Below are 16,563 nucleotides of genomic sequence, written 5' to 3' on the forward strand. Positions count from 1 at the left end.
GAACGACGTGCCTGTCGTCGTCAGCTCCACCGGCTGGCCGGCGCGATGCTGCGCCCACGCAATGTTGATGTCTTCCAACAGGATTCGCCACGAAACCCCGTCAACCGCGAGGTGATGGACGATCAGGACCAACTGCCGGCTCGCGCCGACCCACAACGCACTGACCAGCACTCCGGCGCCCGGGTTCAGCCGTCGCCGCGCCGCGGCCACCGTGGCTTCAGACAGCTCGCCGACATCGACGACGCAGTCGCGGGCATCGACCGAGCCGGCCTCGGGTACCGACAGCGCTCCGTCGGCGCCGACCCGCAGCCGCAGCATGGCGTGCCGATTCATCAACGCCTGCAACAACATCACCGCGTCGTCCCCGGTGACGCCGTGCGGCGCCTGCAACACCAGGGTCTGGTTGAACTCGTCGACCGGCCCTTCGATCCCGGCGAACCACCGGATGATCGGGGTGGCCGGCACCGATCCCATGCCCTCGTCGACGACATCTTCCGCGTCGTCGGTCACAGTCACCGTCTGCGCCAGGCGCGCCACCGTCTGTTCGACGAACACGTCACGCGGGCGGCATGCCAGGCCGGCGGCCCGGGCGCGCGCCGCCACCTGCATCGCGAGAATGCTGTCGCCGCCCAGCTCGAAGAACGAGTCGTCGACGCTGACGGCCGCCGGCTCCAGGCCGAGGATCTCGGCATAGATGGCGGCCAGAATCTCTTCGACCGGGCTGTCCGGCGCGCGGTAGTCGTCGCCCGTGTACTCCGGAGCAGGCAGGCCGCGGGTGTCGAGCTTGCCGCTGGTGGTGAGCGGCAGCTCGGCCAGCGCCACGACCGCGGCCGGAACCAAATACGCCGGCAGGCGCTCGACGAGGGCGGCCCGCACCTCGACCGGATCGACGGCGCCGGTGACGTAACCGACGAGGCGCTTGTCGCCGGGACGGTCTTCCCGGACGATCACCGCCGCCTGCGCGACGCCGTCGACTGCGGCCAAAGCTGTTTGGACTTCACCCAATTCGATGCGGTAGCCACGGATCTTGACCTGGGCGTCAGCGCGCCCGACGTACCGCAGTTGTCCGTCCTCGCCCCAGTACACCAGGTCTCCGGTGCGGTACATCCGCTCGCCGGGCCTGCCGAACGGGCATGGCACGAAACGTGATCCGGTCAGGGCAGTCCGGTGCAGATACCCGACACCCACCCCGGCACCGGCCACATACAGTTCGCCGACCACGCCGGGCTGCACCGGCCGCATCCAGCCGTCCAGCACAAACAATGCCGTGCCGCGCGGTGGCGCGCCGATCGGCGCCGCGCCGGCGTCGGCCGTCAGCGGCGCACTGATCGCGGCGTAGATCGTCGTCTCGGTCGGACCGTAGCCGTTGACCATCGTACGGTTCGGCGCCCACTGTTCGACCACCTCGGCCGGGCACGCCTCGCCGCCCATCACCAGCGCGCACGACTCCAGCCCTGCCATGTCCAACATCCCGATGGCAGAGGGCGTTTGGGTGAGAACGGTGACTTTCTCCGCGATCAGGAAGTCATGGAACTCGGCCGGATCGGCGGACACCGACTCGGGCACCACCACCAGCCGGCCGCCGCGCAGCAGCGCCGAGAAGATCTCCCACACCGAGAAATCGAAGGCGTACGAATGCCAATGCGACCAGGCCTGCTCGGACGGCAGGCCGGCATCCTGCGAAGCAATCAGCTGCGTCAGGTTCTGATGGGCGATCGCAACGCCTTTCGGCGTCCCGGTCGTGCCCGAGGTGTAGATGACGTAGGCGACATCGTCGGGCTCCGGGCCGGCTGCGGCCGGCCAGTCGTCGGGCCCGTCGAACGGCTCCCGCACATCGATGACGACGCCGTCGAAGCCGTCGAACCGGTCAGCCAGGGCCGTGGTGGTGACGGCCGCGAACGGTGTGGAATCGTCGAGCATGAAGGCGATTCGGGACGCCGGCAGTGCCGGGTCGATCGGCAGGTAGGCCGCGCCGGTCTTGAGCACGCCCAGGATGGTCACGATGGCCTCGGCGGAACGCGGCAGCATCACCGCGACGCGGCGCCCCGGCCCCGCGCCGCGGTCGACGAGAAGCTGGGCCATCCGGTTCGACGCGCGGTCCAGCTCCCGGTAGGTCAGGGGCCGACCGTCACCGCTGAGCGCCACAGCCTCCGGCACGCGAGCCACCTGAGCGGCGAAAAGCGCCGGGATCGACAGCGGCACGGCCGTTTCGGCGGCGAGCGTCGCCCAGTTTCCGAGCTCCGCCAGCCGGTCCTCGGCCGGTGCACCGAGCACCGGCAACGCCGACAGGCGCTGCGCCGGGTCCGCCGTCATGGCGGTCAGCACGCGGTGCAGCTGGTCCGCCAGTTCCACGACGTCGAGCTGCCGGGTACCGAACGTCGTGACGGCGAGTTCGTCGCCCGTACCCGAGAACGCCAGTCCGGAGCCGCGTCCGAGCCCGGAGATCAGCTGAGCTGCCGCGGTGGCCTCGCCCAGCGGCACGGTGAATCCCGACGGCAGGAAGTCCACCACGATCCGGTCCGCACCCGGCCCGTGAATCTTGCGCTCCAGGGCCTGGACGGGAAATCGCTGATGGCGCACCGCTTCTCGGGTTCGGGTGTGCACATGCGCGCAGAATTCGGCGACGGTGGCGTCGGGGGAAACCTGCAGCACCAGCGGGACCACCCCGGCGACCATGCCGGGCAACGTCTTCGACACCTGCAGCACGCGCCGCGTCACCGGCAGGTCGAGCACGACCTCGTGGCCCTCGGCCGCCCGGCCACGCAGGACCAGTGCGCACGCCGCGATGAGCACCGTGGACCGGCGCACGTCCCAGTCCGCACACAGTCGTTCAACCTGGGACAGCAGCGCGGGGGCGAGCGGGATCGGCTCCGACGAGCCGTCGGCGCCAGCGACGTCATCCGGCGGCAGGTTGCGAGTCGACTGCGCCGGCAGGTTCGCGGTCCAGTAGGCCTCGTCCTCGGCGTAGTCCGCGGAGGCTTCGTACGCGTCTTCGGAGTCGAGCAGATCCCGCAGCGAACTGAAGTAGGACGGCTGAATTGCCACGCCCGCAACAGATTCCGAGTAGACCGCGGCGATGCGCTGCAGGACCAGCGCCAGTCCGATGCCGTCGGCGACGATGTGGTGGCAGCAGGCGAAGAAGTAGGACTCGTCGGCGCCGGCCCGGAAGTAGGCGAACCGCAGCAGCGGGCCGTCGAACGGCATGGGGGTGCGCTGCAGTGCCGAGGCCATCGCGCGCGCCTCGACCATCGGCTGGTCGGCATGGGTCAGATCGTGGAAAGCCACCTCGAAATCGGCGACATCGAGCAACCGCTGGCGCACCTGGCCGCCGGACTCCGAGAACGTCGCCCGGACCGGATCGGCTTCGCCGACGACGTGGCGGATCGACCGCTCGAAGACCTCGAAGTCAACCGGCCCGTCGATCTTCACGAAGATGCCGAGCTGCCACTCCGCAGCCGATTGACCGGTTTCCTGCGCGAGCCAGATGTCCAACTGCCCACGCGTGACAGGCAACGACGAATCGCCGAGATCCATCCCAAACACTGAAATGCCGAACTACCTCTGACTTACCGAGCGAGCGATCAGAGCTGCTGACCCACCGCCAGTCGGTCCCGCAAACTCTTCGGCCGGATGTCCGTCCACTCCCGTTCGATGTACTCCAGGCACGAGGCGCGGTCGGCCTCACCGAAGACCACCCGCCAGCCGGCCGGCACATCAGCAAATGTCGGCCACAGGCTGTGCTGTTCCTCGTCGTTGATCAGCACGAGGAAAGATCCATTGTCGTCATCGAACGGGTTGGTGCTCATGGTGCTCCCAAAAGAATTGACGCTCAAGATAATTGGGCTTTGCGATTTCACTCGACCCGTGGGCGAATGCTACATGCTCTGACTACGTCCACAAATGGGCGTCAATAAACCCGCCCCGGCGCGGCGCGATCGAGCAACCCGTCCGAAAACACCGGTACCGTAACGACTTTCGCAACATTCTTTGCCCAATGCCGACAGCAGTACCGACTTCCCTGGGAACACCGCCAGGTGGCTGTTTCCGATAGTTAGCTGAAGTTGCCGCTAGGTGTTCAGACGGAAAGTCGCGAGTAGCGGCCGGACCGGAGGCGATTTCGGCGAGCCGGGGATCAGACCATGGCGCGGCGGCCGGCCAGGGCCCGGCCCAGCGTCAGCTCGTCGGCGAACTCGAGGTCGCCACCCATCGGCAGACCCGACGCGATGCGCGTCACCGTCAGCCCCGGGATGTCCCGCAGCATGCGCACCAGGTAGGTGGCAGTGGCCTCGCCCTCGGTGTTGGGGTCGGTCGCAATGATCACCTCGACGATGTCCACACCGTCGACCCGCTGCCCAATCCTGTTGAGCAGCTCGCGAATTCGCAGCTGTTCCGGCCCGACGCCGGACAGCGGATCCAGCGCGCCGCCCAGGACGTGATAGCGCCCGCGGAATTCGCGGGTGCGCTCCACCGCCTGGACGTCCTTCGGCTCCTCGACGACGCACACCAGGGAACCGTCGCGGCGCGGGTCACTGCAGATGCGGCAGCGGTCGTCATCGGACACGTTGCCGCACACCGCACAGAACTTGACGCCGTCGCGCACCCGGTTCAGCACCGCGGTCAGCCGGTCGATGTCCGGCGGCTCCACCGACAGCAGGTGGAACGCGATGCGCTGGGCACTCTTCGGCCCGATACCCGGCAGCTTGCCGAGCTCGTCGATCAAATCCTGTACGGGTCCTTCAAACACATCAGAACCCGGGCAGGCCCATGCCCTGCATACCGCCGGCCAGCGGGCCGAGGCGCTGCTGCGCCATCAGCGTCACCTGCTCGGAGGCGTCACCCAAGGCACCCACGATGAGGTCCTGCAGAGTCTCGATGTCATCGGGATCGACGACCTTCGGGTCGATGGTGAGCGCGGTGATCTCACCACTGCCCATCATGGTGACCTTGACCAGACCGCCACCGGCCTGACCGGTCACCGACGAGGTGGCCAGGGACTCCTGCGCCGCCATGAGCTGCTGCTGCATCTGCTGCGCCTGAGCGAGCAGCGCGGACATATCGGGCTGGCCACCGGGTTGCATGACGATCCCCTCAAGGTTCGATGATTGGGTGTGCGCGCCAGCCTAGTCGCCCGACGGATCACCGGGCGACCGACTGGCCGCGAAAAGAATCTCCGTGCGCCGAAGGGCTAGCCTTCGACAACCTTCTTCAGGTTCCCCAGCACCTCGTCCTGGATCTTGCGCAGACCCAGCGGCGCGAAGGTCTTCTCGAAGAAGCCGCCGATACCGCCGGCGCCCTGCCACGCGGTCTTGACGGTGACGGTCGAGCCGGTGCCCGCCGGGGCGACGGTCCACGTGGTCACCATCGACGAGTTGGCGTCCTTCTCGATGACGCTCTTGCCGGCGACGTCGACCGTGGCCTTGACCTCACGCGAGCGCTTCTTGGTGGCCTGCAGCTTCCAGGTGGCGACGGTGCCGGCGCCCTGTCCGCCTTCGAGCACCTGGTAGCCGCTGTAGTTCGACGAGAGGATCTTCGGGCGCACCGTCTGGTAGTCGGCGACTGCTGCCAGCACCTTCTCCGGCTCGGCGAGAATCAACACGGTGCTGGACGCACTGACCTGTCCCATCAGGTAAAACTCCTGTTCATATGGCTTCCCTTGCGGTCGCGAGGACCGCTGTCTCGGTTTAGCGTATATGTGTGACTGCTGTCACGACCGATGCGACGGCCGCCCACGAGGTGGCCGTTCAGCGACTCCTGGACAGCTATCGCGCCATCCCGCAGGGTGCGACGGTGCGGCTGGCGAAACCGACGTCGAACTTGTTCCGGGCGCGCACACGCACCAAGACCAAGGGGCTCGACGTCTCGGGGCTGGACGGCGTGCTGGCCGTCGACACCGAGTCCCGCACCGCGGACGTCCAGGGCATGTGCACCTACGAGACGCTCGTCGCGGCGACACTGCCGTTCGGGTTGGCGCCGCTCGTCGTACCGCAGCTCAAGACCATCACCCTCGGGGGCGCGGTCACCGGACTGGGCATCGAGTCGACGTCGTTCCGCAACGGCCTGCCGCATGAGTCCGTGCTGGAGCTCGACATCCTCACCGGCGCAGGCGAGCTGGTCACCGCCAGCCGCGACCGGCACCCCGACCTGTTCCATGCTTTCCCGAATTCCTATGGCACGCTGGGTTATTCGGTACGGCTGCGCATCGAGCTGGAACCGGTGCGCCCTTTCGTCAAGCTGCGGCACCTGCGTTTTCACCGGCTGACCGACCTGGTCGACGAGCTGCAGCGCATCCTCGACACCGGCGGCCACGACGGCGTGCCGGTGGACTACCTCGACGGCGTCGTGTTCGGGCCCGACGAAAGCTATCTGTGCCTCGGCATGAAGACCGGGACCGACGGCCCGGTCAGCGATTACACCGGTCGGCACATCTTCTACCGCTCCATCCAGCACGACTCCGGCGAGCGCCACGACCGGCTCACCACGCAGGACTATCTCTGGCGCTGGGACACCGACTGGTTCTGGTGTTCGGCGGCCTTCGGGGCGCAGCGCCCGCTGATCCGGCGGTTGTGGCCCCGCCGGTACCGCCGCAGCAGCGTCTACTGGAAGCTCGTCGGCCTCGACCAGCGCTTCCACATCGCCGACCGGATCGAGCGGCGCAGCCTGCTGGCCCCGCGCCAGCCGCTGCGCGAGCGCGTGGTGCAGGACGTCGAGGTGCCGGTCGAGCGCGTCGTCGACTTTCTCGAGTGGTTCCTGACCCGCGTGCCGATCACCCCGATCTGGTTGTGCCCGTTGCGGTTACGCGGCGACACCCGCTGGCCGCTGTATCCGATCCAGCCCCACCGCAACTACGTCAACCTCGGGTTCTGGTCATCGGTCCCGGCCGGACGGGTCCCCGGCGAGACGAACCGGCTGATCGAGCAGAAGGTCGACGAGTGCGGCGGCCACAAATCGCTGTACTCCGAGTCGTTCTACTCGCGCGCGGATTTCGACCGGCGCTACGGCGGTCCGGAGTATCAGAAGGTCAAAGACGTTTACGACCCCGAATCGCGGCTACTAGGTCTCTATGCGAAGGCGGTACAGCGGCAATGACGACAACTGACGACCGGGGCACGGCCGACGGCAAGCTCACCTTGGCCGAGGTCCTGGAGAGCTTCTCGAGTGGTCGGCTCCCCCTGAAATTCGAGGCGTACGACGGCAGTTCGGCCGGCCCCGAAGACGCCGAACTGGGGCTGAGCCTGCTGACTCCGCGCGGCACCACCTACCTGGCGACCGCACCCGGTGACCTGGGCCTCGCGCGCGCTTACGTCGCAGGCGATCTCGCGGCGCTCGGAGTGCATCCGGGCGACCCGTACGAGCTGCTCAAGGCGCTCGCCGACAAGGTGGAGTTCAAGCGTCCGCCGCTCCGGGTGCTGGCGAACATCGTGCGGTCCATCGGATTCGAGCATCTGCTGCCCATCGCCCCACCACCGCAGGAGGCCCTGCCGAAATGGCGCCGAATGGCAGAAGGGTTGCGGCACAGCCGAATCCGGGACGCCGAGGCCATCCACCACCACTACGACGTGTCGAACGCCTTCTACGAACTGGTGCTCGGCCCGTCGATGACCTACACCTGCGCCTGCTATCCACGGCCGGATGCGACGCTCGAGGAGGCCCAGGACAACAAGTACCGGCTGGTGTTCGACAAGCTGCGGTTGCAGCCCGGCGATCGGCTGCTCGACGTCGGCTGCGGCTGGGGCGGCATGGTCCGGTACGCCGCCCGCCGCGGTGTCCGGGCCACCGGTGTGACGCTGTCGGCGGAGCAGGCCGGCTGGGCGCAGCGTGCGATCGCCGACGAGGGCCTGACCGACGTCGCGCGCGTCGTGCACGGCGACTACCGCGATGTGCGGGACGGGCAGTTCGACGCGGTGTCCTCGATCGGCCTGACCGAGCACATCGGCGTCGCCAACTACCCGGCGTACTTCCGGTTCCTGCGCGACCGGCTGCGCCCCGGCGGGCTGCTGCTCAACCACTGCATCACCCGGCCGCACAACCATGCCGGAAACATCGGCGGGTTCATCGACCGCTACGTCTTCCCGGACGGGGAACTGACCGGCTCGGGGCGGATCATCGCCACCGCCCAGGATGTCGGGCTGGAGGTGCTGCACGAGGAGAACCTGCGGCCGCACTACGCCCTGACACTGCGCGACTGGTGCGCCAACCTGGTGCGGAACTGGGACGACGCGGTCGCCGAGGTCGGCGTGGCCACAGCCAAGGTGTGGGGCATGTACATGGCCGGTTCCCGGGTGGGATTCGAGACCAATGTGGTTCAGCTGCACCAGGTTCTGGCCGTCAAACTCGACGAGCACGGGGCCGACGGCGGGCTGCCGCTGCGGCCGTGGTGGACGCCCTGACTACTCCCCGATGGGTCGGGCGCCCAGCTCACTCTTGAGCAGTTCGAGCGCCACCTCTTCCGGGTCGCGCCGGGGGACGTCGGTGCCCCGGTCGTTGGCGGCGTCGGCCAGCATGTCCTCTTCTTCGGCGCGCTCCACGGCGGCCTGCTGCTCGGGCGTCGGCGCCGCCGGGCGCGGGGCGGCCGGCGGCGCACTGGCCGCACCCGCGGGCGCCGCACCGGCGTCGCAGCGCACCCGCCAGTTCACGCCCAGCGCGTCCTTGAGCGCCTCGCGGATGACGTCCGCGTTGTGCTGCTCGGACAGCCGTTTCGCCAACGGCGGCGCGGGGTGAGCCAGGATGAGGGTGTCGCCCTCGATGCCGCGGACCGTCGCCTCCATGAGCATGGCTTCCAGGGAGCGGCTGCGCATGCGGACCTTCTCGCGCACCGTCGTCCACATGGCCCGCACCGCGGCGGCATCGGGCTCACCGGGTGTCGCGGCGGCCGGCTGCACGGGCGCCGGGGCGTCCGGTGCGGGAGCCGGCGGGGCGACTGGTTCAGGTGATGTTTCACGTTGAACCGGCGCAGATTCGGGGGCCGGGCGGGGCTCGGGCCGTGACACCGGGGGTGCGGGCTGCGCGGGTGGCGGCTCGGCCGACGTGGCCGAACCCGACTGCGGCGCTTGACTTCTCCGCGTGAACTGCCGGTTGCCCGCCGCCGACGACGGGGCCGCAGGAGCCGGGGGTGTCTCCGCGTACGACTCGGCGACCGGTGCCGATGAGGCTGCGACCGGGGCCGCCACCGGAGCCGGACGCGGTGCGCTGACGGCACTCACGGCGCTCTCGGAGGCCGGAATCGAGACGTTCATCCGGGTCTCGATGCGCTCGATGCGTTGCAGCAGAGCGGCTTCGGTGTCACTGGCCGACGGCAGCAGTAGCCGGGCACACACCACTTCGAGCAACAGTCGCGGTGCGGTCGCGCCGCGCATCTCCCCCAGCCCGGCGTGCATCACCTCGGCGTAGCGGGTCAGCGTCGCGGTGCCGATCTGGGCGGCCTGGTCCCGCATGCGCTCCATGACGTCGTCCGGCGCGTCGACCACACCACGGGCCGCGGCGTCCGGAACCACTTGCAGGACAATCAGATCCCGGAACCGCTCCAGCAGGTCGGTGCCGAAGCGGCGCGGGTCGTGCCCGGCGTCGATCACCGACTCCACGGCGCCGAAGAGCGCCGCGCCGTCGCCGGCGGCCAGCGCGTCGACGGCCCGGTCGATCAGTGCGAGGTCGGTGGCGCCCAGCAGCGACAGCGCCCGCTGGTAGACGACGCGGTTCTGCTCGGCGCCGGCCAGCAGCTGGTCGAGCACCGACAACGTGTCACGTGGCGAACCACCGCCGGCGCGGATGACCAAGGGGTACACCGCGTCGTCGACGCCGACGTCCTCCTGGGCGCAGATCTTCTCCAGCAGGCCACGCATGGTCTTCGGCGGCAGCAGCCGGAACGGGTAGTGGTGGGTACGCGACCGGATGGTCGGCAGCACCTTCTCGGGCTCGGTGGTGGCGAACACGAAGATCAGGTGCTCCGGCGGCTCCTCGACGATCTTGAGCAACGCGTTGAAACCGGCATTGGTCACCATGTGCGCTTCGTCGATGATGAAGATGCGGTACCGCGACTGTGCCGGTGCGTAGAACGCGCGGTCCCGGAGCTCACGGGTGTCGTCGACACCACCATGGCTGGCGGCGTCGAGTTCGACGACGTCGATGTTGCCCGGCCCGTTCGGCGCCAGCGCCACGCACGAATGGCACTCGCCGCACGGATTGGCCGTCGGCCCCTGCTCACAGTTCAGCGAGCGGGCCAGGATGCGCGCCGACGACGTCTTGCCACAACCGCGCGGCCCGGAGAACAGGTAGGCGTGGTTGATGCGGCCCGATTCCAGCGCGTTGCACAGCGGCTCGGTGACATGCTCCTGCCCGACAACCTCAGCGAAACTTGCCGGTCGGTACTTGCGGTAGAGAGCCACGGGAGAAGGCTACCGAGCGGGTCCGACTCGTGCTCTGGTGCCCGTTGACTGCGAATCCACCACACTGGCACGCATGGCACTGTTCGGACGCTCAGGCGACCTCTCGTACGACGATCTGCTGAACCGGCTCACCGAACTGGAACGCCGCGTGGCAGTTCTGGAACGGGCGGCCTACAGCGACAACGCCGCGTCGGCGCCCCAGCCGCAACGGCAGTCGTACGGCGGCACCGGCGTCAGCCCCGAAGTCATGCGACTGGCGGCGGCCGGCCAGAAGATCCAGGCCATCAAGCGGCTGCGCGAGGAAACGGGCCTTGGCCTGAAAGAAGCGAAGGACGTCGTCGACCGGCTGTAACCCGTTGATCCTGACGCCACGGCGCACCGCACTCGCACAACTGCGCCCTGGGTACAGGGTCAACGCACAGACCCCGGCTCAGTCCTCGAGCAGCACCTCGGTCGCGGCCAGCAGCGCGCACGTCGCCAGGCCGTCGATGGCCAGGCGGAGGTCCGGCAGCGGCGGGAAGGAAGGCGCGATCCTGATGTTCTTGTCGTCCGGGTCCTTCTTGTACGGGAAGGACGCGCCGGCCGCGGTCACCGCGATGCCGGCATCCTTGGCCAGCGCAACGGTCCGCTTCGCGGTGCCCGGCCACACATCCAGGCTGACGAAGTAGCCGCCCTTGGGGTCGGTCCACGACGCGATCTTCGACTCGCTGAGCCGGTCGTCGAGAATCTCCGCGACGGCCGCGAACTTGGGCGCCATCAGCGCCTGGTGCCGCTGCATGTGCAGCCGCACGCCGTCGGCGTCACCGAAGAACCGCAGGTGCCGCAGCTGGTTGACCTTGTCCGGGCCGATGGTCTTCTTCTCGGCATGCTGCAGGTACCACGCGATGTTGCCCAGCGAGCCGCCGAAGAAGCTGACCCCGGCCCCCGCGAACGTGATCTTGGACGTCGACGCGAACACGTACGGCCGGTTCGGGTTGCCCGCGGTGGCGGCCAGGCCGACGACGTCGACGTTCTGCACCGACTCGTGCGTCAGCGTGTGCACGGCGTAGGCGTTGTCCCAGAACAGCCGGAAATCCGGTGCGGCCGTTCGCATCTGCACCAGCCGCCGGGTGGCCTCCCACGAGTAGGTGACGCCGGTCGGGTTACCGAAGACCGGCACGCACCACATGCCCTTGATCGCCGGGTCGGCGGCGACGAGTTCCTCGATGAGGTCGACGTCGGGGCCGTCCTCGAGCATCGGGACCGGGATCATCTCGATGCCGAAGCTCTCGGTGATCGCGAAGTGCCGGTCGTAGCCGGGCGACGGGCACAGGAATTTCAGGACGGGTTCCTGCACCCAGGGGCGCGGCGAATCGACGCCGCCGTGCAGCAGTGAGAACACGACGACGTCGTGCATCAACTCCAGGCTGGCGTTGTTGCCGGCGATCAGGTTCTGCACGGGCAGGCCGAGCAGTTCACCGAAGATGGCCCGCAGCTCGGGCAGACCGTGCAGGCCGCCATAGTTGCGGGTGTCGGTGCCGTTGCCGTCCAGGTACGAGCCCGGGGTGTCGCCCGGCAGGCCCAGCATGGCGTTCGACAGGTCGAGCTGCTCTGCCGACGGCTTGCCGCGGGTCAGGTCGAGCGTCAGGTTGCGGGCCTGCAGTTCGGCGTAATTGCGCTGTTGCAGATCGTGCTGGGCCTGCAATTCGTCACGGCCGAGGGACAGAAACGACACGGCGCGCCTTTCGCATCAGATAGCGAAAACATAGGGGACCCCGCGCACCCGCCAGAGCCCGTTGACCCTTGCTGCCTTCCGGCCCTGGGGGAGTTCACAGGATGGACGCCGCGCGGGGTCCGGCCATGAGTGTAGTACCCACCCAGTGGCACACGAGTAGGGCGTCGGATCCGGGTCGGGTACCCTTGTCGACGGAGGATTCGCCTAGTGGCCTATGGCGCTCGCCTGGAACGCGGGTTGGGTTAACAGCCCTCAGGGGTTCAAATCCCCTATCCTCCGCACTCGGTCCGGGGTGCGACCAGCTGATCAGCCGGTCGCACCCCGGAACCACATCGAAGCCAAAAACCCTCGAGGAGCAGTATGCGGCGGCCGGTAGCGATCCTTTGGCACGCGTCGTTCCTGGTGGTCGCAGCCCTGCTGTACTTCTTCTTCACGCTGCCGCGCTGGAATGAGCTGACCGGCGACTGGTCGCACACCCTCGGCACCGCGATGCGCATCGTCTGCGGCCTGGTCATCGCATTGTCGGCGCTGCCGGTGCTGTTCACCCGCCAGCGCACCGCGCTGCCGGAGTACGGCACCCCGCAGCTGGCGCTGACCCTGCGCACCTGGTCGATCGTTCTCCACATCGTGGCCGGCGTCCTGATCATCGGCGCCGCGATCAGCGAGATCTGGCTGACCCTGGATCAGGCCGGCACCTGGCTGTTCGGCATCTACGGCGGCGCGGCCGGCCTGGCCCTGCTCGCCGCCCTGGCGTTCTACCTGGCCTTCGTGGCCGAACTGCCGCCCCCGCCGCCGGCGCCGCTGAAGGTCAAGGACGGCAAGAGCCGTGGCCGCCGCAAGGGCGCCGAGGCCGACGCGGAGTCCGCAGCGGTCACCGCTGAAGCCGACGACGAGAGCGCGCCCGAGGCCGAAGAAACGGCCGAAGAAGAGGCCGGCGACGACGCGGCCGAGACCACCGAGGCCGACGACGCCGGTAACGCTGACGCCGCCGACACCGATGAAGCGGCCAAGACGTCCGGCGAAGAGACCGCCGACACCAACGAGGACGAGGCTGAAGAAACGGCCACTGACGACGCCCCCGCCGGTAAGCTGCGCAACCGCCGCTCCGGCAAAGGTTCCGGCTTGTTCGGGCGCGGAGCCTAAGGGCCTACTCGCAGGGCCATCACCTCGCAGTCCGGAGGACAGCACATGGGCGGGTTCCGCTTCTGCCGTCGGCTCGGCACCGCGGTCACCGCGGCAGCCGTTGTCGTGGCCACCGTCAGCGTCGCCCCGATCGCCCACGCTGACCCGTCCACGGCCGCAGCCGCTGTCGAACCCGCGACCGCGCGCGTCGACACCGTCATCAACTACCAGCACGCCATCGGCGCCGGCACCGGCTTCGTCCTGGACGCCGGCGGCGCGCTGCTGACGAACTTCCACGTCGTGCAGGGCGCCGACAAGGTCACCGCGACCGTCTCTGGCCGGCCGTATCGCGCGGACCTGGTCGGCTATGACCGACACCGCGACATCGCCGTACTGCAGCTGCGCGGCGCGGCCGATCTGCCGGTCGCCCCGCTGGGCGACTCGGCGGCGCTGGCCGTCGGCGACGAGGTCGTGGCACTGGGCAACGCCGACGGCAGTGTCAACTCACTGACCCACGAGGCCGGCAACGTCATCGGGCTGAACCGCACCATCACCGCCAAGGACGAGTTGACGGGCAGTTCCGAGCAGGTGACGGGCCTGATCCAGTTCGCGGCTCCGGTCCGCGCCGGTGATTCGGGCGGCCCGCTGGTCTCGTCGGACGGCCGGGTGGTCGGGATGACGGTCGCGGCGACACTGAACTTCCACATGGGTCCGGGCGGCGAGGGCTTCGCGATCCCGATCAACGAGGCGCTGGCGACGGCCGCACAGATCCGGGCCGGTGCGGCGTCGAACAACATCCACATCGGGCAGCCCACGCTGCTCGGCGTCGGTGTCGGCGGCACCGACGAGCACTCGCAGCTGCCCGGCGTGCTGATCCGCGACGTGATCAGCGGCGGCCCCGCGCAAATCGCCGGGATGGTCCCGGGCGACGTCCTGGTGAGCATCGACGCCGTCACCGTGAGCTCGGCGAGTGCGCTCACCAGCGTGCTGGACCGGCACTACCCCGGCGACGTCGTGGAGCTGTTCTGGATCGACCGCGCGGGCCAGCAGCACACCGCCAAGACCGCGCTGACGTCCTGACACGTCGCTTTCTGGCAAAAAAATCTACTAGCCCGTCAAAGTAGCTGGCCACCGGCACTAACCGGGTACCGGGCGTTATGACAATTTGCCACCGCACTCCGACGTGCCGTAATGGGGTTTTGCTGGGTGCCGAAGGCCTTGGCGGGGGCATTTTCCCGAGTTAGATTGACGACACATTCAGTTGCAAATGAGCCTTCGGTCACAGCTGTTCACGCGGCGGTTACCCGGTCAAAGGGAGTAGCCCAGTGGTCCACCTCTACGTGGAGGCGTACACAGCGATCTGGGCTGTGGTGACCCTGGCGACCTATCTCCTCGGCCGCAGGTTCAGTGACGACGAGCAACCCGACCACCAGGTCTCACCAGCGTGCTGGCCGGAGCCATGTGGCCCGTCGTCGTGGTCGGGCTGCTGGAGGCTTTCACCGTCGCGCTGATGTCCGGCAGTCACGCGTGGCGCGACCCGGCGCCGGTGGAACCGGCCTGCGTCGCCCCCGTCGCGCCGTTGCCGTAAAACTCAGGCCACGCCACGCAAGTGGGACGCCGACGCCCCGATGGTGGCCCGGTCCTCCCCGATCATGGTGTGCAGCAGGGCTTTCTGCTCGCGCAGCCCACGGTCTGCGGCGCGGTCCGAACCGCCCGGAAGCACCAGCGCCGCGATGCTGCGGACACCGTTGACGGGGATGCGGAGCACCGGATACCACGGCGGCATGTAGGCCGGCAGCCCCAGCGTGCGCATCACCCGCGGGCCCAGGAACGCCGTCGTGACCGACAGGTGCTGCGCCCACGCCAGCCGCCGGCGAAGGCCTGCCGCGCCGCGGTAGTGCCAGCTCAGCGGATCACGCGCCATCGGCACGGAAAGCTGCCTGGTGGTCTCGTCGGAGACCGCCAGCGCGGTGGACGTGTGATAGAGGATGCGGACGCTGTCCCGGAAGGACCGCGGCAGCCATTCGTCCTGCACGCCCATCAACCAGCCCACGTAGCGCGTGAGGTGCGCGATGCCGCTCAACTCGGTGGGGGTGGCCACGATGCCCATGGCCAGGCCACCGAGAACCGGCGCGATCAGGGCGCCGACCAGCGTGGCCGCCATGTCCGTCTGATTGACCGGCACACCCCACTGCTCGGTTCGCCAGTCCGGCATCGCCTGCACGTGTCTGCGCACCATCGCGTGCACGAAGCGGACCCGGACCGTGGACCGGTAGCCGGAACCGAACTTGTCGAGCCCGCCGGCCTCGATCACGTCGAGCGCCCACTGCATGGTCTCGGCGAACCGCTGGTTGGACCCCTTTTCCAGGGCTCCGGTGCGCAGCAGGGTCTGGTTGAACCCGGAGAACTGGTAGCCGCCCAGCAGGGCCACGTCCCTGGCGATGTACATGCCGTCGGCCCCGCCGCGTCGCAGGGTCCGCGCGCCGATCCGCAGCGCCTCGGGGTCGACCCAGTCGGGCGTGGCCTCGACGGATTCGAAAAACCTGCGCAGTGGCTCCGGCGCCTCCGGAACGGCGGCGATGCCGTCGGCGAGCGCGCGGTCGAACAGCGGCCGCAGCTGCTTGGTTCCCGTCTCCGACATCCAGCCGACCAGGGCGTCCATGGGCTCGTCCCCGACGCCGAGACGCTCGCCGAGCCGCTGCCACTGCGCCGCATCGGGCTTCCCGATGGCCAGCATGGTGGCGAACGAACCGATCGCCGCGGGCACCGGTTGCGGCCGGTCGGGATGACGTGCCGGGATCGGCAGGGACATCGTGCGCACTCCTTGTCACCGTTGACAACGTATGTAGTCAAAACTAGGCGGTACCCGGGGTCTCGTCAATGGCAATCGGGACGCGAGCGCATAGGCTGGCCCTCATGTGGCGGGGACAACATTCCAGGCATCAGCGTCGGAGCACAGTGGCGGCCGCGATCGCGGCACTCGGGATCGGCGTCGCACTCGGCGCGGCACCAGCCGCGACGGCGGCCGACGCCCCCGACCAGGTCGCGATGACGACCATCGACGACATCGCGGCGGGCAACTACGCCGCCGTCACCGCCCGGTTCGATCCGGAGTTGCAGAAGCGGTTGTCCCCCAAGGCATTACAGCAGGTATGGGACGGCTACCAGCGCACGTTCGGGGCGTACCAGTCGCACGGCGGCCCCGAGGACACCCTGCGCGGCGACCTCACCGTGCTGAACGTCCCGCTGCAGATGGACCGCATGCCAGGCCAGTTCCGGGTGAAGATTCACCCCGATGGCACCATCGCGGGCGTGTATTTCCTGCGCGAAGGCGTGCCGGTCCCCTGA

At 68.7% G+C, this 16,563-nt stretch carries 14 protein-coding genes, 1 tRNA gene, 1 other RNA gene and 1 pseudogene (1 of these 17 running past the window's edge); 8 read left to right on the forward strand and 9 right to left on the reverse strand.

The genetic code is table 11. From position 1 onward, the window contains the following. The 5 genes and pseudogenes from ACJEIK_RS26950 to ACJEIK_RS26970 all read right to left on the reverse strand — a co-directional run. A pseudogene (locus ACJEIK_RS26950) lies at positions 1 to 3,534 on the reverse strand (amino acid adenylation domain-containing protein); its annotated part reaches 25,877 nt to the left of the window's first position; the annotation flags it as partial. A gap of 47 nt (positions 3,535 to 3,581) precedes the next feature. Next, on the reverse strand, positions 3,582 to 3,806 hold the full coding sequence (locus tag ACJEIK_RS26955; protein ID WP_406774029.1) for an MbtH family protein: 225 nt from the start codon (positions 3,804 to 3,806) through the stop codon (positions 3,582 to 3,584). A 326-nt stretch (positions 3,807 to 4,132) separates the two neighbouring features. Continuing rightward, positions 4,133 to 4,744, reverse strand: coding sequence for a recombination mediator RecR (gene recR, locus ACJEIK_RS26960; protein WP_029105128.1), 612 nt, complete (start codon positions 4,742 to 4,744; stop codon positions 4,133 to 4,135). A gap of 1 nt (position 4,745) precedes the next feature. Continuing rightward, complete coding sequence (locus ACJEIK_RS26965) at positions 4,746 to 5,078, reverse strand: YbaB/EbfC family nucleoid-associated protein (protein ID WP_029105129.1); 333 nt, start codon at positions 5,076 to 5,078, stop codon at positions 4,746 to 4,748. Between the two features lie 107 nt (positions 5,079 to 5,185). Then, complete coding sequence (locus tag ACJEIK_RS26970) at positions 5,186 to 5,623, reverse strand: SRPBCC family protein (protein ID WP_020101051.1); 438 nt, start codon at positions 5,621 to 5,623, stop codon at positions 5,186 to 5,188. A 71-nt stretch (positions 5,624 to 5,694) separates the two neighbouring features. On the opposite strand from ACJEIK_RS26970, the gene ACJEIK_RS26975 reads away from it, so the two are divergent. After that, positions 5,695 to 7,086, forward strand: coding sequence for an FAD-binding oxidoreductase (locus ACJEIK_RS26975; protein ID WP_409430625.1), 1,392 nt, complete (start codon positions 5,695 to 5,697; stop codon positions 7,084 to 7,086). Further along, the gene (locus tag ACJEIK_RS26980; protein ID WP_409430626.1) at positions 7,083 to 8,387 is read left to right on the forward strand and encodes a class I SAM-dependent methyltransferase; all 1,305 of its coding nucleotides are present in this window, start codon (positions 7,083 to 7,085) and stop codon (positions 8,385 to 8,387) included. Before ACJEIK_RS26975 ends, ACJEIK_RS26980 begins: the two co-directional genes overlap by 4 nt. Here ACJEIK_RS26980 and ACJEIK_RS26985 read toward each other — a convergent pair whose 3' ends face one another. Beyond that, positions 8,388 to 10,379, reverse strand: a complete 1,992-nt coding sequence (locus tag ACJEIK_RS26985; RefSeq protein WP_409430627.1) for a DNA polymerase III subunits gamma/tau — start codon at positions 10,377 to 10,379, stop codon at positions 8,388 to 8,390. A gap of 73 nt (positions 10,380 to 10,452) precedes the next feature. Between ACJEIK_RS26985 and ACJEIK_RS26990 the strand changes: the two genes are divergently transcribed. Beyond that, complete coding sequence (locus ACJEIK_RS26990) at positions 10,453 to 10,731, forward strand: ribosomal protein L7/L12 (RefSeq protein ID WP_061005479.1); 279 nt, start codon at positions 10,453 to 10,455, stop codon at positions 10,729 to 10,731. Positions 10,732 to 10,809: 78 nt separating this feature from the next. Here the strand turns inward: ACJEIK_RS26990 and ACJEIK_RS26995 are convergent, their stop codons facing one another. Continuing rightward, complete coding sequence (locus ACJEIK_RS26995; protein ID WP_133426107.1) at positions 10,810 to 12,093, reverse strand: aminotransferase class I/II-fold pyridoxal phosphate-dependent enzyme; 1,284 nt, start codon at positions 12,091 to 12,093, stop codon at positions 10,810 to 10,812. 28 nt (positions 12,094 to 12,121) lie between these two features. Next, an RNA gene (gene ffs / locus ACJEIK_RS27000) (signal recognition particle sRNA small type) lies at positions 12,122 to 12,218 on the reverse strand. A 68-nt stretch (positions 12,219 to 12,286) separates the two neighbouring features. Here ffs and ACJEIK_RS27005 point away from each other — a divergent pair. The 4 genes from ACJEIK_RS27005 (at position 12,287) to ACJEIK_RS27020 (ending at position 14,803) form a co-directional block, all read left to right on the forward strand. Next, a tRNA-Ser gene (locus tag ACJEIK_RS27005) sits at positions 12,287 to 12,372 on the forward strand. A gap of 81 nt (positions 12,373 to 12,453) precedes the next feature. Then, positions 12,454 to 13,236 carry a hypothetical protein gene (locus ACJEIK_RS27010; RefSeq protein ID WP_135355622.1) on the forward strand — a complete coding sequence of 261 codons (783 nt, stop codon included), beginning with the start codon at positions 12,454 to 12,456 and terminating at the stop codon, positions 13,234 to 13,236. Between the two features lie 45 nt (positions 13,237 to 13,281). Further along, positions 13,282 to 14,295 carry a S1C family serine protease gene (locus ACJEIK_RS27015; RefSeq protein ID WP_409430628.1) on the forward strand — a complete coding sequence of 338 codons (1,014 nt, stop codon included), beginning with the start codon at positions 13,282 to 13,284 and terminating at the stop codon, positions 14,293 to 14,295. 364 nt (positions 14,296 to 14,659) lie between these two features. Continuing rightward, the gene (locus ACJEIK_RS27020; protein WP_409430629.1) at positions 14,660 to 14,803 is read left to right on the forward strand and encodes a hypothetical protein; all 144 of its coding nucleotides are present in this window, start codon (positions 14,660 to 14,662) and stop codon (positions 14,801 to 14,803) included. Positions 14,804 to 14,806: 3 nt separating this feature from the next. Here the strand turns inward: ACJEIK_RS27020 and ACJEIK_RS27025 are convergent, their stop codons facing one another. Further along, positions 14,807 to 16,027, reverse strand: a complete 1,221-nt coding sequence (locus ACJEIK_RS27025; RefSeq protein ID WP_409430630.1) for an oxygenase MpaB family protein — start codon at positions 16,025 to 16,027, stop codon at positions 14,807 to 14,809. 146 nt (positions 16,028 to 16,173) lie between these two features. On the opposite strand from ACJEIK_RS27025, the gene ACJEIK_RS27030 reads away from it, so the two are divergent. Then, the gene (locus ACJEIK_RS27030) at positions 16,174 to 16,563 is read left to right on the forward strand and encodes a DUF3887 domain-containing protein (protein ID WP_409430631.1); all 390 of its coding nucleotides are present in this window, start codon (positions 16,174 to 16,176) and stop codon (positions 16,561 to 16,563) included.

It is taken from the genome of Mycobacterium sp. SMC-16 (assembly GCF_046250085.1).
Classification (GTDB): Bacteria; Actinomycetota; Actinomycetes; order Mycobacteriales; family Mycobacteriaceae; genus Mycobacterium; species Mycobacterium phocaicum.